The sequence below is a fragment of the Ramlibacter tataouinensis genome, from assembly GCF_001580455.1.
GTDB classification, from domain to species: Bacteria; Pseudomonadota; Gammaproteobacteria; order Burkholderiales; family Burkholderiaceae_C; genus Ramlibacter; species Ramlibacter tataouinensis_B.
On record NZ_CP010951.1, the window covers coordinates 3,472,492 to 3,497,205 of the forward strand.

Below are 24,714 nucleotides of genomic sequence, written 5' to 3' on the forward strand. Positions count from 1 at the left end.
CGGTCTACCGCCCAGGACCGCAGCGACATAAAAGGAGATAAGCCATGAACCACCCCCAGAGCACGAGGGCCGAAATGCCGGCCGACCGCGCGATGTACGCCCGGATCAGCTGGCGCCTGATGCCGCTGCTGCTCGCAGCCTATGTCGTCGCCTTCCTCGACCGCATCAATGTCGGCTACGCGCAGCTGCAGATGAAGCAGACCCTGGCCTTCAGCGACGCGGTCTACGGCCTGGGCGCGGGCATCTTTTTCATCGGTTACCTGCTGTTCGAAGTGCCTAGCAACCTGGTGCTGGAGAAGATCGGCGCGCGCAAGACGCTGCTGCGCATCATGGTGTGCTGGGGTGTCGTGGCGATGGCAATGATGTTCGTGCAGACGCCGACGCAGTTCTACGTGCTCCGCTTCCTGCTCGGCGCCTTCGAGGCCGGCTTCACGCCCGGCGTGCTGCTGTACCTGACCTACTGGTACCCCTCGGCGCGGCGTGGCCGGATGATCGCCGTTTTCCTGATCGGGGCCATCGTCGCCAGCACGATCGCCGGCCCGCTTTCGGGCGCCATCATGAAGTTCCTCGACGGCCACAACGGCTGGCACGGCTGGCAGTGGCTGTTCCTGGTGCAGGGGGCGCCGGCGCCGCTGCTGGGCATCGCCGCGTGGTTCTGGCTGAAGGACAAACCAGAGGTTGCCAACTGGCTGAGCGATGAAGAGAAAGCCAGGCTGCGGCAGCAACTCGCCGGCGATCAGCACTCCGGCAGCCAGGCAGCGCACCGCTCGCTGGGGGACATGCTGCGCGATCCGAAGGTATGGGTGCTGTCCCTGGTCTACGTGCTGATCGTCGCCGGCACCTATGCCATCAGCTTCTGGACGCCGACGCTGATCAGGAGCTGGGGCGTCACCGACATGCTGTCGATCGGCCTTTACGCGGCGGTGCCGCAGTTATTCGCAGTGGTCGGCGTCGTCCTGATGGGAAGAAGCTCCGACCGTTGCGGGGAGCGGCGCTGGCACTTCGCGGCCGCGGCGCTGATGGCGGTGGCCGGCTTGGGCATCACCACGGTGACCCAGGGCCACTTCGCCGGGTCGCTCGCAGGCCTCTGCCTGGGCGTGGTCGGCATCGCTTCGATTCCGCCAATTTTCTTCGCACTGACCTCGGAGTACCTGTCCAAAGCCACCGTCGCCGCCGGCATCGCGATGGTGAGCAGCATCGGCAACCTCGGGGGTGCGATCAGCCCCCCGGTCATCAGCGCGATCAATGCCGCCACCGGCAGCAACGTCCACAGCATGTACTTCGTGATGGGGCTGTACCTGTTGGCATCCTTGATCGTGCTGGCCGCAGTTCGCAAACGTGCGTCACCCTCGCTTCAAGCGCAAGCGGCATGATGAGGCGGCGGCCCGCGGCCTCAGTGCTCACCCGGCAGGCGCGCTGTCTGCGACGGCAGCTCGCCGAACAGGCGGCGGTAGTCGTTCGCGAAATGTCCCAGGTGGAAGAAGCCCCAGCGCGCGGCTGCATCGCCGACCGACAGCGCTTCGGCCGGTGAGGTGCGCAGCAGGCGGCGCACCCGGCCCAGGCGAAGGCAGCGCAGGTAGCTTGAGGGCGGCTGGCCGATGACGTGAACGAAGCTGTTTTGCAGCGTGCGACGGGATACACGCAGCTCGGCGCACAATTCGAGCACGGAAGGAGGCCGATCGGGACTGGCAAGCGCCAGTTCCTGGCTGCGCTTGACGACCTGGTGGTAGGCCAGCCGGGTCACGTCGGGCCGGCGCGGCGGCTCCGCTTCGCAGAAGGCCTGGAACACGCTTTCCAGCAGGTGGTCGCGCAGCGATGCGCGGACGTCGGCGTTCGCCATTCGAGGCGCCTGGTGCTCGATCTGCGAGAGGCACCATTGCATGGTCGCGAGCGCCCGGTCGCTGGGCCTGATCAATGCGTGCCGCTGGTGCAGGACCGACACGCCCAGCGGCTCGGCCAAGCGATCGAATTCATCCGCGGGCATCGTGATGCCGCACATCTCGGTGCCGGGCTGCAGGTCGAGCATCCAATCCTGGCCGCCGCGCAGCAGGCCGCCGGAGGACGGGGCGATCTGCCGGTTGGCGAATCCGGGCGTGGCGCCGGCGCGCATCCTCCACCCGAGGGCGACACAGCCTGCCTCCAGATGCGTGCGCTCGACGATGCCGCGATCCACGCTTTCGGCGTAGACGCACAGCCCGCCGAGCTCGGCCTGCATCAAGGCACTCCGGAACGGCCCCTTCTCGACCTGGACGTACTCCTGGTCGAAGTTCAAAAGGCTTTGCGCATGGTCTTGCGGGTCCGAGTAGTGCCGGACCGAGTAGTAAGCATCCATTGCTGCGCGCGTCGACTGACTGCGGGTAAACACGGGCCGTCAGGAGGCGACGGCTTGCCGATTTGGGATCATGAATTATCGGCGCGGCCTCTATCTTCGAGCGGGATACCCAAGTCGGATTGAAGGACAGCAGATGAAGCAGTACACACAAGATCGGGAGAGCGCGGCGCCGCAAGGCGTCAGCCGTCGCGGCTTCATGCGCCGCGCGGGCGCCGCAGGGGCGGTGGCCGCCGGCGCCCTCGGCGCGGCGAACGCCGCCACACCGGGACCGCAGCGCAAGGCACGCGCCAAGGGCGTCGACTACGACGTGATCGTGCTCGGTGGCGGCTTCGCCGGCGTCACGGCGGCACGCGACAGCATGAAGAACGGCTACAAGACCCTGCTGCTCGAGGCGCGCGACCGCCTGGGCGGACGCACCTGGACGAAGGAGTTCGAAGGCCACAAGGTGGAAATGGGCGGGACCTGGATCCACTGGACGCAGCCCTTCGTGTGGTCCGAGGTGCAGCGCTACAAGCTCGAAGTGGAAGAGACGCCCGACGGAAAGGTCGAGCCGGGCGCGGAGTTGCGCGTGCTGGTCGATGGCCGCTGCGAGGTGCTGAACAAACTGGAGCAGCTGGCGCCGGTGCTCGGCGCGATCAACAAGTACTTCGCCGATGCCGGCCAGTACTGGGAGCGGCCGTACGACGCCTCGTTCCAGTGGAGCGAGATCCTCAAGGCCGACAAACTGAACGCGGGCCAGGTGGTGCAGAAGATGAACCTGACGCCCATCCAGCGCGTCGCGGTCGAAGCCTACGCGGCCGGCCTGTCGCACGGCCCGCTCGAGCAGGTGTCCTACCTTGAAAACAGCCGCTGGTGGGCGCTGCCGGGCAGCAGCATGACGGCTTTGCACGACTCTTGCGGCCGCTACAAGTTCAAGCACGGCACCGTCAGCCTGATCAACAAGATGGTCGAGGACGGCAGGCCCGAGATCCGCCTGTCCACGCCGGTGAAGTCGGTGGAGGAGAAGGGCGATCACGTTGTCGTCACCACCGCCAGCGGCCAGCACCTGACCGCCGCCGCAGTGATCGTCGGCCTGCCGATGAACGTGGTGCACAACGTTCAGTTCATGCCGGCGCTGGATCCGCTGGTGGCGGAGGCAGGCCGCGAGCGGCATGCAGGCACCGGCATCAAGCTCCTGATCAAGGTGAAAGGCCACGTGACCAAGACCCGCGTCAGCGCGGTGGCGCCGCCGACACACCCCTTGTCGTTCCTGGCGACCTACTCGATGGCCGAGGACCACACCATCTTTGTCATGTTCGGCCCCGATCCGAAGCATATCGACTACACCGACAAGGCGGCCGTGCAGAAGGCGCTGCGGGACTATTTCCCCGAGGCAGTGGTCGAGGCGGTGGACCACCAGGCCTGGACCGAGGACCCGTACGCCCGCGGCACCTGGTGCAACTACAAGCCGGGGTGGTTTGCGAAGTACTACGAGCACTTCCAGAAGGACCGCGGACGCGTGTTCTTCGGCCAGGGCGACCACGGCGAGGGGTGGCGCGGCTTCATTGACGGCGCTATCGGCGCCGGCGGCGCCGCCGCTCTGCGTGTGAAGACCAGGCTTGGCTGAGCCGTGACCGAACTCGCCATGAAGCGCAAGCTCCTTTCATGCTGGCTCGGGGTCGCCGGGCTGATGGCGGGCCTGCTAGCCGCCGGGCCGGCGGCATCGCAGGTTGCGAAGCCAAAGCAACCCAACGTCCTGTTCATCCTGGCGGACAACCTGGGTTACGGCGAGCTCGGTGTCTACGGTGGCGGCGCGCTGCGCGGCGCGCCGACGCCACGCATCGACAAGCTCGCGAGCGAGGGCCTGCGCCTCACCAACATGAACATGGAGCCGCAGTGCACACCCAGCCGCTCGGCCATGCTGACGGGGCGCCATGCGATCCGCTCGGGCACCTATGCCGTGCCCTTCGGCGGCGTGGCCGAGGGCCTCACGCAATGGGAGGTGACGCTGGCCGAGTCGCTGTCCGAGGCGGGCTACGCCACTGCGTTGTACGGAAAGTGGCACCTGGGCAGCCACGACGGCCGCTTGCCCAACGACCAGGGCTTCGACGAGTGGTACGGCATCCCGCGCACGACCAACGAGGCGATGTGGCACGACACGCCGGGCTACTCGCCCGAGCACATGCGGCCCGAGTACATCCTCGAAGGGCGCAAAGGCGGCAAGAGCCGCGAGGTCAAGGTGTATGACATGGAGCAGCGGCGACTGCTCGATGCGGAAGTCACGCGCCGCTCGATCGACTTCATGGAGCGCCAGGCCAGGGCGGGCAAGCCATTCTTCGCCTTCGCCAGCCTGACGCAACCGCACCTGCCGACCGTGCCGCACCCGGCATTCGCCGGCAAGACGGGCAACGGCGACTGGGCCGACATGCTGGCCGAGATGGACCACAACGTCGGGCAGATGCTCGATGCGGTGGAACGCCTGCGCATTCGCGACAACACCGTCGTCATCTTCGTCAGCGACAACGGCGCGGAGTTCATCAAGCCCTGGGAGGGCTGGGCCGGCCCCTGGCGGGGTGCCTACTTCACGGCCTGGGAAGGCGGGATCCGCGTGCCCTTCATGATCCGCTGGCCGGGCAGGGTGCCCGCGGCGCGCGTCAGCGACGAGATCGTGCACGGCGTGGACCTGTTCACGACGCTGGCCGGTTTCGCGCACGCGAAGGTGCCTCATGACCGCCCGATCGATGGCGTGGACCAGGCCGGATTCTTCCTCGGCAAGACCGACAAGTCCGCGCGCGAAGGCATCCTGATCTGGGTCGACAACCGGCTGCAGGCGGTGAAGTGGCGAAACTACAAGGTGCACTTCTACCAGCAGGACACCATGACCTCGCCGGCCGAGCGCCTGCCCATTCCACACGTGTTCAACCTGTACGAGAACCCGCGCGAGGACGAAGGCAAGCGCGCCTACACAAGCTGGGTGCTCGGACCGATGCTGAAGATGGTGAACGCCTTCAACGCCAGCGTGAAGAAGTACCCGCTGATTCCGATGGGGACTCCGGATCCGTATCAACCGCCCGGCCTGCCTTGACATGACCATGATCGGCCGCCCTGGGGCGGCCGATTTGCTTGCCGCAGCAGCCCCCCCTTTTTTGGAGGGGGACAGGCTGCAATCGGATCGGCAGCATTGGATCTGTGCACACGTGTGCACAGCCCATACCACCGACATGGACCGCAAGACCGCCCCCGACGCTTCACCGGCCCGTGCCGCCCCGATTCACGGACGCGTCACGGCCAGGGACCTCGCCGAGCGGATCGGTGTCGCCACTTCGACCATCTCCCGGGCCTTCGACCAGCACTCGCGAATTTCCGGTGAACTGCGCCAGCGCATCCTGGCGATGGCCGATGAAGTGGGCTATCGACCCAACGCCATTGCGCGATCGCTGAACCAGCGGCGATCCGGCATCGTGGCCCTGGTAATGGGAGACATGGCCAATCCCTTTTATCCCGAAGCGCTCGAGGAGTTCTCGCTGCAGTTTCGGCAGGTTGGCCGGCAGCTGCTGCTCTTCGTCGTACCCAGGGGCGGCGATGCGGACGAGCTGATGCCGCAGCTGCTGCAGTACCAGGTCGATGCCATCGTGGTGACCGCGGCCCGGCTGTCATCGCGCATGTCGGAACTGTGCTTGCGCCAGGGAGTGCCGGTGGTGTTCATGAACCGGCGCGTCGAGGACCCGACAGTCTGGTCGGTGTGCTGCGACAACGAGCGCATGGGGGCCGCGGTGGCGAGGTACCTGGTAGCGCAAAAGCGCCGGGCATGCGCCTTTGTGTCGGGCGACCCCAGCATTTCCACCACGGCCGACCGTCTGCGCGGCTTCGAGCACGGGCTGGTTGCGCACGGCCAGCGACTGGCCGCCTGCGTGCAAGGCGGATACACGTATGAAGGTGCGCGTGCAGCGGCGGCCGAACTGTTCGGCGCCGGCAAGCCGGCCGTCGACGCGGTGTTCTGTGCCAACGACCTGATGGCCCTAGGCGTGCTTGGCTACCTGCGCACGAACACATCGCTTCGTGTGCCACAGGACGTGGCTGTCATCGGTTTCGATGACATCCGCGCCGCGGCCTTTCCGGAGCATGGCCTGACCACGGTGCGTCAGCCGGTGAGCGAGATGGTCGATTGCGTCATCCGCCTACTCGACGAAGGTCGGCCGAGTGGGACCGTTGCGGAAGCACTGCGTGAAGTGCCGGGGCAACTTGTCCTGCGCTCCTCCGCCTAGCGTGGCAATCCAGCACATCACAACTTCAACCAAAACCCGGGCGGCTTGATGCCGCTTGCCCACAGCCATCCTGAAAAACCATGATCCAAGTCATCAAGAGCGGGCAGAGCGCCCAGGCCAAGGCCACCAACCAGGCGCAGGTGCGCGCCACCGTCGAAGGCATCCTCGCCGACATCGAGGCGCGCGGCGACACGGCCGTGCGCGAATACTCCGAGAAATTCGACAAGTGGGCGCCGGCCACGTTCCGGCTGACGCCCGCGCAGATCGACCAGTGCATCGCCAGCCTGCCGCAGCGGACCATAGCCGACATCAAGTTCGCGCAGGCGCAGATCCGCCGCTTCGCCGAGATCCAGAAGGCCTCGATGCACGACGTCGAGGTCGAGACGCTGCCCGGCGTGGTGCTCGGCCACCGCAACATCCCGGTCAACTCGGTGGGCTGCTACATCCCGGGCGGCAAGTACCCCCTGATCGCCAGCGCGCATATGAGCGTGCTGACGGCCAAGGTGGCCGGGGTCAAGCGCGTCATCGCCGCCGCGCCGCCGTTCGAGGGCAAGCCTTGCCCCGAGATTGTTGCCGCGATGCACTTCGCGGGCGCCGACGAAATCTACTGTCTGGGCGGCGTGCAGGCGGTGGCCGCGATGGCCATCGGCACGCAGAGCATCCCGGGTGTCGACATGATCGTCGGCCCCGGCAACGCCTACGTCGCCGAAGCCAAGCGACAGCTGTTCGGCCGCGTCGGCATCGACCTGTTTGCCGGCCCGACCGAGACGCTCGTGATCTGCGACGACACGGTGGACGCCGAGCTGGTGGCGGTCGACCTGCTGGGCCAGGCCGAGCACGGCCCCACCTCTCCTGCGTACTGCGTGACGACGAGCAGGAAGATCGCCGAGGCGCTGCCGGCCGCGATCGACAAGGTCCTCTCGCGCCTGGACACCGCGCCCGTGGCCAGCGTCTCCTGGCGTGACTTCGGCGAGATCCACCTGTGCGAAACCGACGAGGAGGCGCTGCAGGTCGCGGAGCGCCTGTGCTCGGAGCACGTCCAGGTGATGACCAAGGACCCCGACTGGTACCTGCAGCGCATGACCTGCTACGGCGCGCTCTTCCTCGGCCACCGCACCAACGTGAGCTACGGCGACAAGGTGATCGGCACCAACCACACGCTGCCGACCATGGGCGCCGGGCGCTACACCGGCGGGCTGTGGGTCGGCAAGTTCATCAAGACCCACACCTACCAGCGTGTCCTCACCGACCAAGCCAGCGTGATGGTGGGCGAGTACTGCTCGCGCCTGTGCGGGTACGAGCACATGTCGGGCCACAAGGAGCAGGCCGACATCCGCGTGCGCCGGCTGAAGGCCGCCGCCTGATGAAAAGCAAGCTTCAGCGGGAGCGCCGCAGCGCCTACCGCTACTTTCGCGACATCACGACGCGCTGGATGGACAACGACGTCTATGCGCATGTCAACAACGTCGTCTACTACAGCTGGTTCGACACTGCGGTGAACGGCTACCTGCTGGAGCAGCGCGTGCTGGACTTCAAGGCGAGCCCGGCCGTCGGCCTGGTGGTCGAGACCGGCTGCAATTACTTCGCGTCGATCGCCTTCCCGGACATCGTCCGTGCCGGCGTGCGCGTCACTCGCATTGGCCAGTCGAGCGTGCGCTACGAGGTCGGCCTTTTCGCCAACGACGAGGACGAGGCGGCCGCGCAGGGCCACTTCGTGCACGTCTATGTCGACCGCGTCACACGGCGCCCGATGCCGCTGCCCGCCGATCTGCGCCGCGCGCTCGAGGCGATCGCTGCGGCCTGACCCCTTGCTCACCTCAAAACCTAGAAGGAGACAGTCCATGATCAGATGTGTGAGACGCGCGCTCGCCGCCTTCGGCGTTGCCGTCACCTTGACCGCTCCGCTGGCCGCCGGAGCCCAGCCCGCGAAGCAACCCAACATCCTCGTCATCTGGGGCGACGACATCGGATGGCAGAACGTGAGTGCCTATGGCATGGGGACGATGGGCTACACCACGCCCAATATCGACCGCATCGGCATGGAGGGCATCCGCTTCACCGACCACTACGCGCAGCCCTCGTGCACCGCCGGTCGGGCGGCCTTCATCACCGGGCAGTACCCGATCCGCTCCGGCCTGACCACGGTGGGCCAACCCGGCGACAAGCTCGGTCTGCAGGCCGCCTCGCCCAGCCTGGCCGAAGTCATGAAGAAGGCCGGCTACCGCACCGGGCAGTTCGGCAAGAACCACCTGGGCGACAATAACCCGCACCTGCCGACGGTGCACGGCTTCGACGAGTTCTACGGCAACCTGTACCACCTGAACACCGAGGAACAGCACGAGTACAGCGACTACCAGAACTATGCCAACGCTTACCCCGGCGGCAGGGAGGCCTTCGCGAAGAAGTTCGCCACCCGCGGCGTCCTGCACACCTTCGCCTCTGACAAGGACGACCCCACGGTGGATCCCCGCTTCGGGCCGGTTGGCAAGCAGACGATCAAGGACACCGGGCCGCTGACGATGAAGCGGATGGAGGACTTCGACGGCGCCGAAGTGATCCCCAGGGCGCTCGACTTCATGCGCAGCGCGAAGAAGGACGGCAAGCCCTTCTTCGTCTGGCTCAACACCAGCCGCATGCACCTGTACACCCGCCTCAACGACAAGTGGCGCCATGCTGCCGCCAAGTACACCCACGAGGACGACACGCAGGGCAGTGGGTTGTTGCAGCACGACCACGACATCGGCGTCGTGCTTGAGTTCCTGAAGCAGAACGGCCTCGAAGGCAACACCATCGTCTGGTATTCCACCGACAACGGCCCCGAGCACTCCTCCTGGCCGCACGGCTCGACCACGCCGTTTCGCGGCGAAAAGATGACGACCTACGAGGGTGGGGTGCGCGTGCCCTCGATGCTGCGCTGGCCGGGCGTGATCAAGTCCGGGCAGATCAAGAACGGCATCCAGGCGCACCAGGATATGTTCACCAGCTTGGCGGCGGTGGCCGGCGTGCCGGACGTCGTCGAGCAAATGAAGAGGGAGAAGAAGCAGTACATCGACGGTGTCAACAACGTCGACTACTGGACCGGAAAGTCACCCGACAGCGCGCGCAACAACTTCCTCTACTACATCGAAAGCAAGCTGACCGCGGTGCGCATGGGCCCGTGGAAGCTGCACTTCTCGACGAAGGAGGATTACTACGCCCAGGTGACGCCGCGCTTCGCGCCACTGCTGTTCAACCTGCGCAGCGACCCGTTCGAGAGCTACGACAGCAAGGACTCCTACGGCCACTTGATCCAGAAGTCGTCGTGGCTGTCCGGCCCGTTGGGCGAACTGCTCGGGCAGCACCTGAGGACGCTGGCCGAGTACCCGCCGGTCCAGGGCGCCAAGTCGTTCGACCGGTCCAACCTGGTGCAGGACTTCCTGCAAAACCAGAAGCGGCAGCAATGAAGGCGGGAACCGGGCTGCGCCGACTGGCCATTGTCGGCGCGGCCGCGATGCTCGGCATCGGCGGCTGGGCGCTCGCTTCGCGCCTGGTCGCAGCGCCGCCGGCCCGGCCCGCGGTCGTCATCGGCGATGGCACGCAGGGCCCGGCGGGCATGGCCTGGGTGCCGGGCGGCGAGTTCCTCATGGGCAGCGATCACAAGCTCGCGCAGCCCAACGAGCGGCCGGCGCACAAGGTGCGCGTCCAGGGCTTCTGGATGGACACCCATCACGTCACCAACGCGCAGTTCCGCGCCTTCGTTCAAGCGACGGGCTATGTCACCACCGCGGAGCGCAAGCCCGACTGGGCGACCATCGCGCCGCAGTTGCCGCCCGGCACGCCCAGGCCGCCCGAAGCGGCGCTGATGGCGGGCGCGATGGTGTTCGTCGGCACGCCCTATGTGGTGGACTACGCCGACACCGCGCGTTGGTGGCGCTATGTGACCGGTGCGAACTGGCGCCATCCGCAAGGGCCCGGCAGCGGCATCGAAGGCAAGGAGCAGCACCCGGTAGTGCAGGTCAGCTACGAGGACGCGCTCGCCTATGCCCAATGGGACGGCAAGCGCCTGCCCACCGAAGCCGAATGGGAGTTCGCGGCACGCGGCGGCCTGGAGCAGGCCACCTACGCGTGGGGCGAGGAGTTCGCACCCGGTAAGCAGCAGATGGCCAACGTGTGGCAGGGGCAGCAGTCACGGCCCTTCCCGGTGGTGAGCGCCAAGGCCGGTGGTGCGGCGGGCACCAGCCCGGCCGGCACTTTCCCCGCCAATGGCTACGGGCTCTACGACATGACCGGCAACGCCTGGCAATGGGTGGCCGACTGGTATCGGGCCGACCAGTTCAGGATAGAGTCGCGCTCGGGCCGCCTGCCCGAGAACCCGCAGGGGCCGGCAGCGAGCTGGGACCCTGGCGAGCCCGGCGTTCCGGAGGCGGCACCGAAGCGCGTCACCCGGGGCGGCTCCTTCCTTTGCAACGAAGACTTCTGCCTCAGCTACCGACCCAGCGCCCGGCGCGGCACCGATCCGTACACCAGCATGTCGCACCTCGGCTTCAGGCTCGTCATGACGGATGCAGCTTGGCGCGCGGTGTCGGCTTCGCAGGGCGCGCGAAGGTAGCGAGCTCTCGCCGAGTGCCTCGTGCATAAGCACAGCAGATCGCAGCTGATGGTCGTCCGTGGCCCGGGCGGACATTGGACCTTGGTCCGATACCGTGCCCTTGCCGGTATGAAAGACCATGACGGGTTTGCGGCGAGGCCACAGGTGTGGCCGCGTTCTGATGCGAAAGGAGCAGACATGGCAAGCACTGGCAAATCCGCCAAGCCCAACATCCTCGTCATCTGGGGCGACGACATCGGCATCTCGAACCTGAGTTGCTATTCGCACGGCATCATGGGCTACCGGACACCCAACATCGATCGTCTCGCGAAGGAAGGGATGATGTTCACCGATTCGTACGGTGAGCAAAGCTGCACCGCCGGCCGCTCGTCCTTCATCACCGGCCAGAGCGTCTACCGAACCGGCCTTTCCAAGGTGGGCATTCCCGGCGCGCCGGTCGGCATGTCGGACAAGCTGGTGACCATCGCCGCGCTGCTGAAGGAGCAGGGCTACGCGACTGGCCAGTTCGGCAAGAACCACCTTGGCGACCGCAACGAGCATCTGCCGACCAACCACGGCTTCGACGAATTCTTCGGCAACCTCTACCACCTCAACGCCGAAGAGGAGCCGGAGATGGATGACTATCCGCCGGAGAAGGACTTTCCCAACTTCAAGAAGAACTTCGGTCCGCGCGGCGTGCTGCACTCCTGGGCTACCGACAAGGAAGACACGACCGACTTGCCCCGCTGGGGCAAGGTCGGCAAGCAGAAGATCGAAGACACCGGGCCGCTCATCCGCAAGCGCATGGAGACCTGCGACGACGAGTTCGCTGCCGCCGCCAAGGACTTCATCAAGCGCGCGAAGGACGAGGGCAAGCCGTTCTTCGTGTGGCTCAACACCACGCACATGCACTTCATCACGCATACGAAGCCGGCCAGCCGCGGCCAGGCGGGGCGCTGGCAATCGCCCTACCACGACACGATGATCGATCACGACAAGCTGGTCGGCGAGGTGATCGACTATCTGGACCAACTGGGCCTCACGGAAGACACCTTCGTCATGTATTCGACCGACAACGGCCCGCACCGCAATAGCTGGCCCGACGCCGGCACCACGCCTTTCCGCAGCGAAAAGAACACCAATTGGGAGGGCGCCTTTCGCGTTCCGCTGATCGTGCGCTGGCCCGGAAAGATCGCGGCGGGCAGCATCTCCAACGAGATCGTGCAGCACCACGACTGGCTGCCGACCTTCCTGGCGATGGCCGGTGCGAGCGACGTGGTCGACAAGCTGAAGAAAGGCTACAAGGCGATCGGGAGGACCTACAAGAACCACATCGACGGCATGAACCTGCTGCCGTACCTCACCGGCCAGGAGAAGAAGAGCCCGCGGAACTTCTTCTTCTATTTCAGCGACGACGGCGACATGCTGGCTGTGCGCATGGACAACTGGAAGATCACCTTCATGGAGCAGCGCACCGCGGGCACGCTGGCCGTGTGGCGGGATCCTTTCGTGCGCCTGCGCGCGCCGGTGATGTACAACCTGCGCACCGATCCCTTCGAATTCGCCACGGTCACTTCGAACACCTACAACGACTGGATGTTCACGCACGCCTTCCTGATCTATGCGGTCCAGGCCGTGGCGGGGAAGTTCGCGGAGACATTCAAGGAATTTCCGCCGGTGCAGAAGCCGAACACGTTCACGGTCGATGACGCGCTCGCGAAGATGGGCGAGGCCGCCGGCCCGTCGTTGTAGCTTTCCGCGCGGCCGGTCTTGCTCCTTCCCCCTCCGGGGGAAGGTCGGGATGGGGGCGCGGGGCTTAACTATGGACCGCAGCGCCCCCACCCCCACCTCCACCCCAAGAAAAGAGCAAGCTCTTTTCTTGGGGACCCCGCCGGCCCTCCCCCGGAGGGGGAGGGAGAGTAAAGAGATTAGGACACGCGCCGCGCCTGGGCTGCCCAGTACTTGTCGCGCACATGGCGGCGCAGCACCTTGCCGACCACGCTCACCGGTAGGGCGTCGACGAACACCACCTCCTTGGGCGCCTTGAAGCGGCCGAGCTTGCCTTTCACGTGCTCGATCAGTTCTTCGGATGTCGCGGTGGCGCCGTCCTTGAGCACCACCTCGGCATGCACCGCCTCGCCCCACTCCTGGTGCGGCACGCCGACGACGGCGGAGATCGCCACGGCCGGATGTGAATTCAGCGCCGCCTCCACCTCGACGGCGTAGACGTTGAAGCCGCCGGTGATGATCATGTCCTTCTTGCGGTCGACCAGGTACAGGAAGCCGCGCTCATCGAGGTAGCCAAGGTCGCCGGACTTCCAGAAGCCGTCCTGGAACTCCGTTGCCGTGCCTTCCGGGTTGTCGAGGTAGCCGGTGATCGTGCCGCGCGAGCGCAGCCAGATCTCGCCGGTCTCACCCCGCTTCACCTCCTTGCCTTGCTCGTCGACGACCTTGATCTCCACGACCGTGGAGACGCGGCCGGCGGAGGACAGATGCTTGTCGTCACCCGCGGACAGGTGGTCGGCCTTGGTCAGCATGGCCGCCGTCGTCAGGCACTCGGTCGCGCCGTAGACCTGCACGAAGATGTTGCCGAAACGCTCCTGTGCCTGGCGCAGCTTGGCCGGGCTCATCGGCGCGCCGCCGTAGACGATGGTGCGCAGGCTTGAAAGGTCGTGCTGCTTCGCTTCGGGGAGGTCGAGCAGGCGGTACACCATGGTCGGCAGCATCAGGGTGGTGGTGGCGCGTTCGGCCTCGACGTTGCGGCACCAGGTCTTGAGGTCCGGCACGTTCTGCGTGACGGTGCAGCCGCCGCGGAACAGCGTCGCCAGCACGCCCAGCCCGGAGCCGTGACTCAAGGGCGCCATGTGCAGGTAGCGCTGGTCGGCGTCGTAGATCTGCTCGGCCTCGGTGTACAGCGAGTCGCGCAGCGCCAGCCAGTTGTCCATCGTGTACTGGGCGCACTTGCTCTTGCCCGTCGTGCCGCCGGTGAAGCGGTAGATCACGATGTCCTTCATCGTGTCGGTCTCGACCTCGGGATTGGCGTCGGAGCTGCCTTCGAGCAGGTCCTCGAAGGCCAGTAGGCCGTCGCGCGGCGTGGCCGGGCGGTCCATGCAGACGACGGTCACGCCGCGTTCGCGCAGCATCTCGAAATGGCTGTCCAGCAGCGCGTTCTCGATGAACACGACCTTGGGTTTGATGAACTCGACCTGCCAGGCGTGCTCGCTGAACGAGTCGCGGTAGTTCGTATAGGCGACGGCGGCCTCGCCCTTGAAGGCGGTCCAGGCGTGCAGCAGCGAGAGGTTGTCGTTCTCGAGGATGCACATGTAGACATCGCCGCGCTTGAGCTGCAGCCGCTCGCGCATCATGTTCACGATGCGGTTTGTAAGCAGGTGCAGCTCGCGGTAGCTGTAGCGGCGCTTGCGCTCGATATTGACCACGGCTTCCTGGCCAGCGAAGCGCAGGGCGAGCTGGTCTGTCACACGCGCGAAATTCATTCTCATCGTCTTGTCTCCAGTGCGAGCTCGTGCGAAGTCCGGATTATTTCCAGCCGGTTCAAAGGCCTCCCCACTCCAATGGGATGGGGAGGGTCTTTTCTCCCTTCCCTCCGGGGGAGGGCTGGGGTGGGGCGCTGCGGCCCACCGAGCGCCCCCATCCCAACCTTCCCCCGGAGGGGGAAGGAGCAAATACCACCCCAAAGTGAGGGGCGCGCGGCGACCATCGTCCGCCATAGTCAGGCTCCAGGAGCAGGCGCCCCGGCGACACCGGCGGCGCCTGCCGCACTTCAAGGAGATGACGATGCAAGACAACTCGGGCGCGTTCCTGGGCGAACAGGAAATCATGATCCGCGACTCGGCCCGCAAGGTGGCCCAGGAAGTGGTCGCGCCGACCGCCGCCGAACGCGACCGCACCAGCGCCTGGCCGCGGGAGGAATTGAAGACGGTCGCCGAACTCGGCTTTCTCGGCATGCACATCCCCGAAGAGCATGGCGGTGCCGGCCTCAGCTTCGTGGAGTACTGCCTCGCCATCGAAGAATTTGCCGCTGTCGATGCCGGCTTTGCCACCGTCCTGCATGTGCACAACTCGGTTGCCTTGTCGATCTACCGGGACGGGACGGAGGAGCAGAAGCGCCAATGGCTGCCTGCCATGGTCCGGGGCGAAAAGATCGGGTGCTTCTTGTTGAGTGAGCCGCACGCCGGTTCGGATACCGCAGCCTTTCGTACCTCGGGCCGTCGCGACGGCGACCACTATGTGCTGAATGGCAGCAAGCAGTTCATTTCGAACGGCGGCGAAGCGGGGGTGGCCATCGTGGTGAGTGTCACCGACAAGGACGCCGGCAAGAAAGGCGTCAGCCTGATCATGGTCGACCCGGGCACCCCGGGCTTCACGGTCACGCGCAACGAGAAGAAGCTGGGGCAGCGCACGGCCAACCTGGCGGCGATCCAGATGGAGGACTGCCGTGTGCCGCTGAGCAACCTGCTGGGCGCAGAAGGGGCCGGCTACAAGCACATCATCGCCGGCCTGGACGAAGGCCGCGTGGCGATTGCCGCGCTGGCGACCGGTGTGGCGCGTGCGGCCCTGGAAGCCGCGGTGAAATACGCGAAGGAACGCGAAGCCTACGGCGCGCCGATCATGAACCTGCAGGGCGTGGCGTTCGATCTGGCCGACATGTCGATGCAGGTGGACCTGTCGCACGTGTACATGCTGCACGCGGCCCGCCTGTGCCAGGCGGGGATCCGGTGCCCGAAGGAAGCATCGTCGATCAAGCTGTTTGCCAGCGAGATGGCGGAGAAAGTGTGCTCGGACGCGATCCAGATTCACGGCGGCTACGGCTACCTCAACGACTTCCCGGTCGAGCGCTTCTACCGCGATGCGCGGGTGACCAAGATCTACGAAGGCACCAGCCACATCCAGAAGCTGATCATCGCCCGCAATCTGTGACGCCTGCGACGACCCCCATCCCAAAGTGATGGGGAATCGTCGGATCGCCTCGCCTAAGTTCGACCTCATCACCTGCCTACCAAAGACTTCGAGAAGACCATGGAGAACATCTACATCGTCGGCGCCGCCATGACGCCCTTCGGCCGCCACATGGACAAGAGCGTCAAGCAGCTCACCGCCTGGGCGGTGGAAGACGCGCTCAAGGACGCCAACTGCGACCGCAAGGCGATCCGCGCCGCCTTCTTCGGCAACACCACCCAGGGCCACTTCGACGGCCAGCACATGATCCGCGGCCAGGTGGCGCTGCTGCCGCTGGGCATCGACGGCATCCCCATCTACAACCTCGAGGGCGCCTGCGCTTCCTCCAGCCACGCCTTCAACCTCGCCGTCATGCATCTGCGCGCGGGCGCCGCCGACGTGGCGCTGGCGGTGGGTGCCGAGAAGATGTACACCAACGACAAGGCCAAGATGTTCTCGTGCTTCGAGTCGGCCTGGGACATCGAGACCTTCGAGGCCAACAAGGGCTACCTTGCCGAAATGGGCAAGGGCATAGCTCCTCCGCCCGGCTCGCAGTCCGACAAGCCCTACAGCCCGTTCATGGACGTCTACGCAGCGCTCGGCCGCGGGCTGATGGAGCGTTACGGCATCACCCAGCGCCAGCTCGCCGCGGTGTCCTCGAAGAACCACGGCCACTCCGTGCACAACGAGCGCTCGCAGTACCGCAAGCCGATGAGCATCGAGGAGATCCTGGCGGCGGCGGCGATCACCTATCCGCTCACCATGCCGATGTGCTCGCCCATCTCCGACGGCGCGGCCGCGGCCATCCTCTGCACCGAGTCCGCCCTGAAGAAGTACGGCTTCGACCGCAAGCGCGCGGTGAAGGTGCTGGCCACCGTGGTCCGCTCGGCCTCCGCCCGCAACGCCCTGGACTATGACAACGGCTGCACCAAGCAGGCCGCCAAGGACGCCTTCGAACAGGCCGGCATCGCGCCCAGCGAGATCAATGTGGCCGAAGTGCACGACGCCACCGCGATCGGCGAGCTGCTCACCTTCGAAAGCCTTGGCCTGCGCGAGCCGGGCATGAGCGGCATCCTGGCCGAGCGCGGCGAGACGACGATCGGCGGCTCGCTCCCGGTCAACCCGTCCGGTGGCCTGGAATCCAAGGGCCATCCGATCGGCGCTACCGGCCTCGGCCAGGTGTTCGAACTGGTGAGCCAGCTGCGCGGCGAATGCGGCCCGCGCCAGGTGGAAGGCGCGCGCTTTGCCATCCAGGGCAACGGCGGCGGCCTGTGGCGCGTGGAAGAGGCCACCGAGCACATCGGCATCTTCGCGCGGGCCTGATCCAGTCCACTGACCAGGGGAGGGACCATGACGAGAAAGATCGTGGTGGCCGGGGTCGGCATGATCCCGTTCCGCAAACCCGGTGCGAGCGAAAGCTATGCCGTGATGGGCGCGCAGGCCGCGCGCCTGGCACTGGCGGATGCGCGCGCCGGCTACGAATCGATCCAGCAGGCCTTCGTCAGCTACCTCTACGGCGATTCCACCGCCGGCCAGCGCGTGCTGTACGACCTCGGCATGACGGGAATCCCCATCCTCAACGTCCACAACAACTGCGCCAGCGGCTCCACGGCGCTCTACCTTGCGCGGCAGGCCATCGCCAGCGGCGAGGCCGAGATCGCGCTTGCTTTGGGTTTCGAGCAGATGAATCCCGGCGCGCCGCAGTCGCACTTCGCCGATCGCCCGAGCCCGCTCGAGTCCTTCACGAGGCAATGCGACGCCTTGGTCGGCGATGCCGACATCCTGCCGGCCGTGCGCATCTTCGGCAGCGCCGGCTTGGAGCACATGAAGCGCTTCGGCACGCCGCTGGAAACTTTCGCCAAGATCCGCGCCAAGGCAAGCCGCCATGCGGCCAACAACCCGCTGGCGGTGTTCCGCAAGGTCGTGACGGCGGAAGATGTCCTGGCCGACGCCCCGGTGTGGCCCGGCGTGATGACCCGCCTGATGGCCTGCCCGCCGACCTGCGGTGCGGCCGCTGCCGTGCTGTGCAGCGAGGACTATGCCAAGAAGCACAGCCTCGACTCGCGTGTGTGGATTGCCGGGCAAGCCATCGCCACTGACGGCCCGGAGACCTTCGCCTCCGGCGACCTGCGCCACCTGGCGGGTTTCGGCATGTCTCGCGCCGCCGCGAGCAAGGTGTACGAAGCCGCCGGCATCGGCGCGGAAGACCTCGACGTCGTCGAACTGCATGACTGCTTCGCCCAGAACGAGCTGCTCACCTACGAGGCGCTGGGCCTGTGCCCCGAGGGCGGCGCGCAGAAGTTCGTCGATGACGGCAACAACACCTACGGCGGCAGGCACGTGGTGAACCCTTCCGGTGGGCTCCTGTCCAAGGGCCACCCAATCGGCGCCACCGGCCTGGCGCAGTGCTATGAACTCGTGAAGCAACTGCGGGGCCAAGCCGAGCAGCGCCAGGTCGAAGGCGCGCGCATCGCCCTGCAGCACAACGTGGGCATCGGCGGAGCCGCCGTAGTCACCATGTACAGAAACTGAAAGATCAAGATATCAATGGATTTTCATCCCGATCCAGGACTCGACGCATTCCGCCAGGAAGTCCGCCAATTCCTGAAGGAGAGCCTGCCGGCAGAACTGCGCGTCGGTCCGAGCTTCACGCGTTCGCCGACAGGCGCGGTGGCGCGCTGGCAGAAGATCCTCAACGCGCGTGGCTGGGGCGCGCCCTACTGGCCGAAGGAGCACGGCGGCACGGGCTGGTCGGTGCACCAGATCCTCGTGTTCGACGAGGAGTGCGCCGCCGCCGCCGCGCCGACGCAGGACGGCTTCGTGCACAAGCTGCTGGGGCCCGTGCTCAACAACTTCGCCACACCCGAACAGAAGGCCCAGCACCTGCCGGCCGTCTTCAACGGCGAGCGGCTGTGGTGCCAGGGCTTCTCCGAGCCGGGTTCGGGCTCGGATCTCGCCTCGTTGCGCACGCGCGCCGAACGCGACGGCGATCACTACGTCGTCAACGGCCAGAAGATCTGGACCAGCTACGGCCACGAGTCGGACTGGATCTTCCTGCTGGTGCGCACCGACCCCCAAGTGAAGAAGCAGGCCGGCATCAGCTTCCTGCTGGTCGACATGAAGACGCCCGGCATCACGGTGCGGCCGATCCGCAGCATCGACGATGCGCACCACCTCAACGAGACCTTCTTCGACAACGTGCGCGTGCCGGTGGCCAACCGGGTCGGCGAGGAAGGGCAGGGCTGGGCGATCACCAAGTTCCTCCTGAACAACGAACATGCGACCGCGGCCGACCTGCCGATGCTGAAGCACTACCTGCGCCAGCTGCAGGCGCTGGCCGACACGCCCCGGCTGGGCGCAGAGCGCCTGCGCGAGCGGCCCGAGTTCGCGCTCAAGCTGGCGCGGCTGGAGGCCGAAGTGATGGCCATCGGCATGTTCGTGCAGCGCGTGGCGGCCCTGGAGATGGAGCACAACCCGCTGGTCCATCCCATGGGCTCGATGCTGAAGGTGCGCGCCACCGAGCTGCAGCAACGCATCACCGAGGCGCACGTGGAGGCGCTCGGCGACTACGGCGCGGTGGCGTACCCGCATCCGTGGGAGACGGCCGCGGCCGCGCCTTGCGACCTGCCGATGCAGGACCTGGCGCGCGGGCTGGCCAACGAGATGTTCTTCCGCCGGGCATCGACCATCTATGGCGGCACCAGCGAAGTGCAACGCGGCATCGTCGCCAAGTTGCTGTTCGGGCTGTGATCGCCTCGCACGAAACGCAGAACACGAGCACATGGACTTCAAACTGAATTCGGAGCAGCAACTGCTGCAGGACAGCGTGCGCCGCTACATCGGCAAGGCGTATGCATTCGAGACGCGCGCGGCCGCTGTGAATGCCCGCAAGGGTGCCAGCCTGGACCATTGGCAGGCTTTCGCCGACAATGGCTGGCTGGCGGCGGCGCTTCCCGAGGCCTACGGCGGCCTGGGCGGCAACCTCGTCGATACCGCGCTCATCGCTCAGGAGCTGGGGCGCGGACTGGTGCTGGAACCTTATCTCGGCTGCGCCGTGGTAGCGGCCCAGACACTGGCGGCCGGCGGCACCACGGCGCAGAAGGCGCGCCTGCTGCCGTTGCTGGCCGACGGTTCGCACCGGATCGCGCTCGCCTACAGCGAGCTGGCATCGCGCGGCACGCCCTTGCCGGTCGCCACGATCGCGCGGCAGGTTGGGGACGGGTACGTGCTCCAGGGACGAAAGTCGCTGGTGCTGAGCGGATGCATGGCGCAGCAATACATCGTCTCGGCGCGCATTGACGGGGCGCCGGCCGACCAGATCACCCTGTTCCTGGTCGACGCTGACGCCGCGGGGTTGGTGCGCCAGGCGCTGCCGTTGCACGACGGCACCTGGGCCGAGGAGCTGGTGCTCGAGGGCGTGCAGCTCACCGCCGCTGCCGTGCTGGGCGAACCGGGCCGGGGCCTGGCGGCGCTGCAGGCGGGCCTCTCGCACGGCGTCGTCGCACTCGGCGCCGAACTGGTCGGCGCGATGGAAAGGGTGATCGAAGCGACTGCCGAGTACCTGAAGACCCGCAAGCAGTTCGGCGTGGCCATCGGCAGTTTCCAGTCGCTGCAACACCGCATCGCCGACATGGCGGCCGAGATGGAGACCGCACGCTCCATGCTGTTCGTCGCCCTGGACTCGGCCCTGAACGATGATGCAGCGACGCGGCAGCGAACGCTGTCGGGCGCCAAGGCGCTGATCGGCCGCGCGGCCAAGTTCGTGTGCGGCCAGGGTATCCAGTTGCACGGCGGCATCGGCATGACCGAGGAGTACCTGATCGGTCATTACTTCAAGCGCGCGGTGGTCGCCGAGCTGCAACTCGGCAGCATCGAGCGGCACGAAGCCGCGTGCATGGCGTGACGCTCCGCGGGCGCCGTCCCCGCATGCGATGGCGCGGGCGGGGCCAAGCCGATAATTGCGCCTTGTCGCCGTAGACGTCCACGCCGCACATGGACTTCGACAAGCTGCTGGTCTCCACGAAGTTCGCGCCGCCTCATATCGGCTCGCGCTTCATCGCGCGCAAGCATCTGCTCGAGCAGCTGAGCGACGGTCGGCGCTGCAGCTTCGTTCTGGTCACCGGCGGCGCCGGATTTGGCAAGACCATCCTGCTGGCCCAGTGGCGCCGCGAACTGATGAAGGCCGGCGACGAGGTCTCGTGGCTTTCTTTGGGCCATGACGACAGGCAACTCGCGGGCTTCAGCACCTACCTCGCCGCTGCCTTGCGCCGCCTGGGCATCCCGGTGGATGCCGACATGCTGCTCGAGGGCGGGGACGGTGACCTCGCCAGGTCGCTGGACGCGGTCGTAGCCGCCACGGTCAACTCGGCCGCGGGCATTCCCAAGGACCTGTACCTCATCATCGACGACTACCACCACGTCGACGACCAGCGTGCGCACAGGCTGGTGCAGAAGCTGATCGACCATTGCCCCGCCAACCTGCACATTGCCATCGCCTCGCGCGCGGCGCCGCCGCTTGCCATCAGCCGCCTGCGCGTGCTGGGCCGGGTCACCGAAATCGGCTTCGGCGAGCTGCCTTTCAACGCCGAGGAAACGCGCAGCTTCCTCGAGCAGAACCTCGGCACGCTCAAGCTCGACGCTGAAGAGGTCCGCCTGATTCACGACAAGACCGGCGGCTGGCCGGCCAGCCTGGAGCTCATGGCCATCATGTTGCGCACCCGTCCCGAAACGCGCACCAAGCTGCGCGAGCTGGGATGGAGTTCGGCCGACCTCCAGGCCTATCTGGCCGAGGAGGTGGCGGCCCACCTGCCGGCCGAGCTGAACGACTTCATGGAGCAGGTGTCGGTGTGCCGGCGCTTCAACGTCGAGCTGGCCGCTGCCGTTACGGGGAGCGAGGACGCGGCAGGGCTGATCCGGCGGGCGGAGGAGGAAAACCTGCTGATGTACCGCGTGGAGTCGGACGACCGTCTGCCCTGGTATCGCTTCCATCCGCTGTTCGGCGAATTTCTGGCCACGCGCCTGGCGCGACGGGGCAAGGCGGCGGTCAGCGAACTGCACCGCCGGGCCAGCCAGTGGTTCGCCGGGCATGACCTGCTGGTGGAGGCCGTGCGCCATGCCATCGCGGGCGGCGATCTCGAATCCGCGGTCGACACCATCGACAACGCCGCGACGGATGCCTGGGACCTGAGCTATATCAGCCTGATGTTGAACCTGCTGGAGCGCTTGCCGCAGGAGAAGCTGTTCGCACGTCCGCGCCTCTTCTTCCTGGGGTGCCTGACGTATTCGATGACAGCGCGTCATGCCAAGGCGGAGCGCTGGCTCACGCAGATTCGCGAAAGCGAGGCCGCGAAGATTCCCGCCATCTCCTCCAAGTTGCCGCTCGCGGACGCGGCGGTGGCCATGCAGCGCGACGACACCCGGCGCTGCATCGACCTGCTGGAGCCGCTGCTGCCTGTGGTGGCCGAGACCCCGTACCTGCACCACGTCTACCTGCCGCTGCTGGGATGCTCGTACGCTTCGGTCGGCCGGTATGCCGAGGCCCACAAGCTGCTCGACGACAACCCAGTCACCCCGGCCGAGCGAAAGAACAATACCGCGCTGGTCGCGCAAGGCTGGCGCGCGCTGGTGCTGTTGACCGAGGGCAATGTCAAAGGGGCGGCCCGCCTGGCCGCCGAACAGCTCGCGGTGGCAGAGTCGCTGTACGGGCGTCGCTCGGTCTGGGCATCGGTGACCTCCGCCACGCTTGGCGACTCCTACTACGAACTCGACCGGATCGACGAAGCGCGCGAGGTGCTCGCCAACCGCGCGCACCTGGTGGTGCGGGCGTCCATGCCGCTGGTGATGCTGAGTGCCGCCCTCACCACGGCCCGGTTGAAATCGCTGAACGAGCCGCCCGAAGCGGTGCTGGACTTCATCGAGTCTCAGGCGGCTCACTATCAGGGCCTGGGCTTGCCCCGGCTCGTGGCCTGCATGCAGGCCGAGCAGGTCCGCATCCTGCTGGCCATGGGGCAGAAGGCCCGAGCTGGCGATGTGTCGGCCCGCGTGCAGGAGCTCGACGTGCTCTATCGCGATGCGGACGGAGCCCGCGCGGAGATTCCCGCGGTGGCCGCGCTGGATCGGGCGCGCATGGCACTGGCCGCCAACGATCCCAACAAGGCCTTGTCGGCCCTGCCCGTCGCGCGCGAGTATGCCCGCCAGTATGGTCGTGCGCGTATGCAGGTGCTGGAGGCGCTGCTCGCCGCCTTCGCGCTGGATGACCTCAAGCGCCTGGACGAGATGGACGCGCGGCTGGTGGAGGCCGTGCAGGTCGCGTCGCGCTGCGGTCTCGTGAGGGTCCTGCTCGATGAAGGCCCCCGCGCCGGGGCACTGCTCGCTCGGCTCAGGAAGGACAGCCGGTTCGACGAGGCGGCCGCCGCCCATCTGGAAGACCTGCTCGCGCGCTTCGGTCAGGCCGGCACCTCGCAGTCAGCCGTGTCCGGCCAGCGCGAGTTCCCGGTCCCCGACGGCGTCAACCTCACGCCGCGCGAGCTCGAGATCCTGAGCCTGGTGTCGCAGGCCATGTCGAACAAGCGCATCGCTCTGACACTGAACATCTCGCTGGATACCGTGAAGTGGAATGTCCGGAACATCCTGACCAAGCTCGACTTGTCCAGCCGCTATGACGCGATGACCTGGGCGCGCAAGCAGGGCCTGATTCGCTAGGAATCAGTTGCGGCGAACCCTCAGGGTTTTCCAGCACCATGCCGCCACCATGGGGGTCCCCACCCCAAAGTAATGGGGGGCACGCAGACCCCATCCCATAAGCTGACCTCCAAGCGAATCGACTTTGACTTGGAGGTAGTTAGATGAGCGTTTCCCAAGCCAAAAAAGGCAGGGTTGGATGGATCACGCTCGAGCGGCCGAAGGCGATGAACGCCTTGAGCCGCGAGATGATCGAGAGCATGACCACCACCCTGCTGGCCTGGCAGGACGATCCCGAGGTGAGAGCGGTGGTGATCACCGGCACCGGTCCCGCGTTCTGCGCGGGCGCCGACCTGAAAACGGCCGGTGCACCGGCGGCCCCCGGCGAGAAGGACTTTCTCGACCGGATCGTGGACTTCTTCGACCTGCTGCGGGCCTTCCCGAAGCCGACCATTGCCGCCGTAAACGGCCTGACGCTGGCCGGCGGCATGGAAGCCGTGCTGTGCTGCGACATCGTGCTGGCGGCCCGGAGCGCGCGCTTCGGCGACGGGCACTCGAACTTCGGCGTGTTCCCCGGCGGCGGCGGTGCGGCCATCCTGCCGCGTAAGGTACCGGCCAACGTGGCCAAGTACCTGCTGTTCACGGGCGACGCGCTGTCGGCCGACGACATGAAGGGCTGGGGCCTGGTCAATGAGGTCGTGGCCGATGCCGAACTGGCCGGCCGCGCGCAGGCGCTGGGCGAAAAGTTCGCCCAGAAGAGCCCGCTGGTGCTGTGCAAGATGAAGCAGGTGGCCAACGAGGCGGCCGACAAGTCGCAGGCCGATGCACTGCGCCACGAGCTGCTGGCGCTGCGCGATCACCAGCGCTCCTGGGACATCCAGGAAGGCCTGCGCGCCTTCGTGAAAAAGCGCGAGCCGCAGTTCAAGGGCTACTGA

18 protein-coding genes are annotated in these 24,714 nt (G+C 66.6%); 16 read left to right on the forward strand and 2 right to left on the reverse strand.

The window, feature by feature from the left end:
• Positions 1-44: 44 nt before the first annotated feature.
• Positions 45-1,373 (forward strand): MFS transporter, encoded by a 1,329-nt coding sequence (locus UC35_RS16205; RefSeq protein WP_061501482.1) that lies wholly within the window; start codon positions 45-47, stop codon positions 1,371-1,373.
• A 20-nt stretch (positions 1,374-1,393) separates the two neighbouring features.
• On the opposite strand, the gene UC35_RS16210 is transcribed toward UC35_RS16205, so the two are convergent.
• Entirely contained in the window at positions 1,394-2,332 is a 939-nt protein-coding gene (locus UC35_RS16210) for a helix-turn-helix domain-containing protein (protein WP_061501484.1), read from the reverse strand.
• Between the two features lie 133 nt (positions 2,333-2,465).
• Here UC35_RS16210 and UC35_RS16215 point away from each other — a divergent pair, with 133 nt between their 5' ends.
• From UC35_RS16215 to UC35_RS16250, 8 genes are all read left to right on the forward strand, one after another.
• Entirely contained in the window at positions 2,466-3,938 is a 1,473-nt protein-coding gene (locus UC35_RS16215) for a flavin monoamine oxidase family protein (RefSeq protein WP_061501486.1), read from the forward strand.
• Between the two features lie 63 nt (positions 3,939-4,001).
• Positions 4,002-5,396, forward strand: a complete 1,395-nt coding sequence (locus tag UC35_RS16220) for an arylsulfatase (RefSeq protein ID WP_061503879.1) — start codon at positions 4,002-4,004, stop codon at positions 5,394-5,396.
• Between the two features lie 136 nt (positions 5,397-5,532).
• Positions 5,533-6,576 (forward strand): LacI family DNA-binding transcriptional regulator, encoded by a 1,044-nt coding sequence (locus tag UC35_RS16225; RefSeq protein WP_061501488.1) that lies wholly within the window; start codon positions 5,533-5,535, stop codon positions 6,574-6,576.
• 80 nt (positions 6,577-6,656) lie between these two features.
• Entirely contained in the window at positions 6,657-7,940 is a 1,284-nt protein-coding gene (gene hisD / locus UC35_RS16230; protein ID WP_061501490.1) for a histidinol dehydrogenase, read from the forward strand.
• On the forward strand, positions 7,940-8,380 hold the full coding sequence (locus UC35_RS16235) for an acyl-CoA thioesterase (protein WP_061501492.1): 441 nt from the start codon (positions 7,940-7,942) through the stop codon (positions 8,378-8,380). Before hisD ends, UC35_RS16235 begins: the two co-directional genes overlap by 1 nt.
• Positions 8,381-8,417: 37 nt before the next feature.
• Entirely contained in the window at positions 8,418-10,019 is a 1,602-nt protein-coding gene (locus UC35_RS16240) for an arylsulfatase (protein ID WP_082793311.1), read from the forward strand.
• Positions 10,016-11,164, forward strand: a complete 1,149-nt coding sequence (locus UC35_RS16245; RefSeq protein WP_082793313.1) for a formylglycine-generating enzyme family protein — start codon at positions 10,016-10,018, stop codon at positions 11,162-11,164. Before UC35_RS16240 ends, UC35_RS16245 begins: the two co-directional genes overlap by 4 nt.
• A gap of 177 nt (positions 11,165-11,341) precedes the next feature.
• Complete coding sequence (locus UC35_RS16250) at positions 11,342-12,895, forward strand: arylsulfatase (RefSeq protein ID WP_061501494.1); 1,554 nt, start codon at positions 11,342-11,344, stop codon at positions 12,893-12,895.
• 176 nt (positions 12,896-13,071) lie between these two features.
• Here UC35_RS16250 and UC35_RS16255 read toward each other — a convergent pair whose 3' ends face one another.
• Positions 13,072-14,643: a class I adenylate-forming enzyme family protein gene (locus tag UC35_RS16255; RefSeq protein WP_061501496.1), complete on the reverse strand. Its 1,572-nt coding sequence runs from the start codon at positions 14,641-14,643 to the stop codon at positions 13,072-13,074.
• A 295-nt stretch (positions 14,644-14,938) separates the two neighbouring features.
• Here UC35_RS16255 and UC35_RS16260 point away from each other — a divergent pair, with 295 nt between their 5' ends.
• The 7 genes from UC35_RS16260 (at position 14,939) to UC35_RS16290 (ending at position 24,714) form a co-directional block, all read left to right on the forward strand.
• Positions 14,939-16,081 carry an acyl-CoA dehydrogenase family protein gene (locus tag UC35_RS16260; protein WP_061503882.1) on the forward strand — a complete coding sequence of 381 codons (1,143 nt, stop codon included), beginning with the start codon at positions 14,939-14,941 and terminating at the stop codon, positions 16,079-16,081.
• Between the two features lie 99 nt (positions 16,082-16,180).
• Complete coding sequence (locus tag UC35_RS16265; RefSeq protein ID WP_061501499.1) at positions 16,181-17,422, forward strand: thiolase family protein; 1,242 nt, start codon at positions 16,181-16,183, stop codon at positions 17,420-17,422.
• 27 nt (positions 17,423-17,449) lie between these two features.
• Positions 17,450-18,631 (forward strand): lipid-transfer protein, encoded by a 1,182-nt coding sequence (locus UC35_RS16270; protein WP_061501501.1) that lies wholly within the window; start codon positions 17,450-17,452, stop codon positions 18,629-18,631.
• Between the two features lie 15 nt (positions 18,632-18,646).
• The gene (locus UC35_RS16275) at positions 18,647-19,849 is read left to right on the forward strand and encodes an acyl-CoA dehydrogenase family protein (protein WP_061501503.1); all 1,203 of its coding nucleotides are present in this window, start codon (positions 18,647-18,649) and stop codon (positions 19,847-19,849) included.
• Positions 19,850-19,880: 31 nt separating this feature from the next.
• Entirely contained in the window at positions 19,881-21,002 is a 1,122-nt protein-coding gene (locus tag UC35_RS16280) for an acyl-CoA dehydrogenase family protein (RefSeq protein WP_061501505.1), read from the forward strand.
• 89 nt (positions 21,003-21,091) lie between these two features.
• A complete protein-coding gene (locus UC35_RS16285) occupies positions 21,092-23,800 on the forward strand; it encodes a LuxR C-terminal-related transcriptional regulator (RefSeq protein ID WP_061501507.1) in 2,709 nt (902 codons plus the stop codon).
• A gap of 143 nt (positions 23,801-23,943) precedes the next feature.
• Complete coding sequence (locus tag UC35_RS16290) at positions 23,944-24,714, forward strand: enoyl-CoA hydratase/isomerase family protein (protein WP_061501510.1); 771 nt, start codon at positions 23,944-23,946, stop codon at positions 24,712-24,714.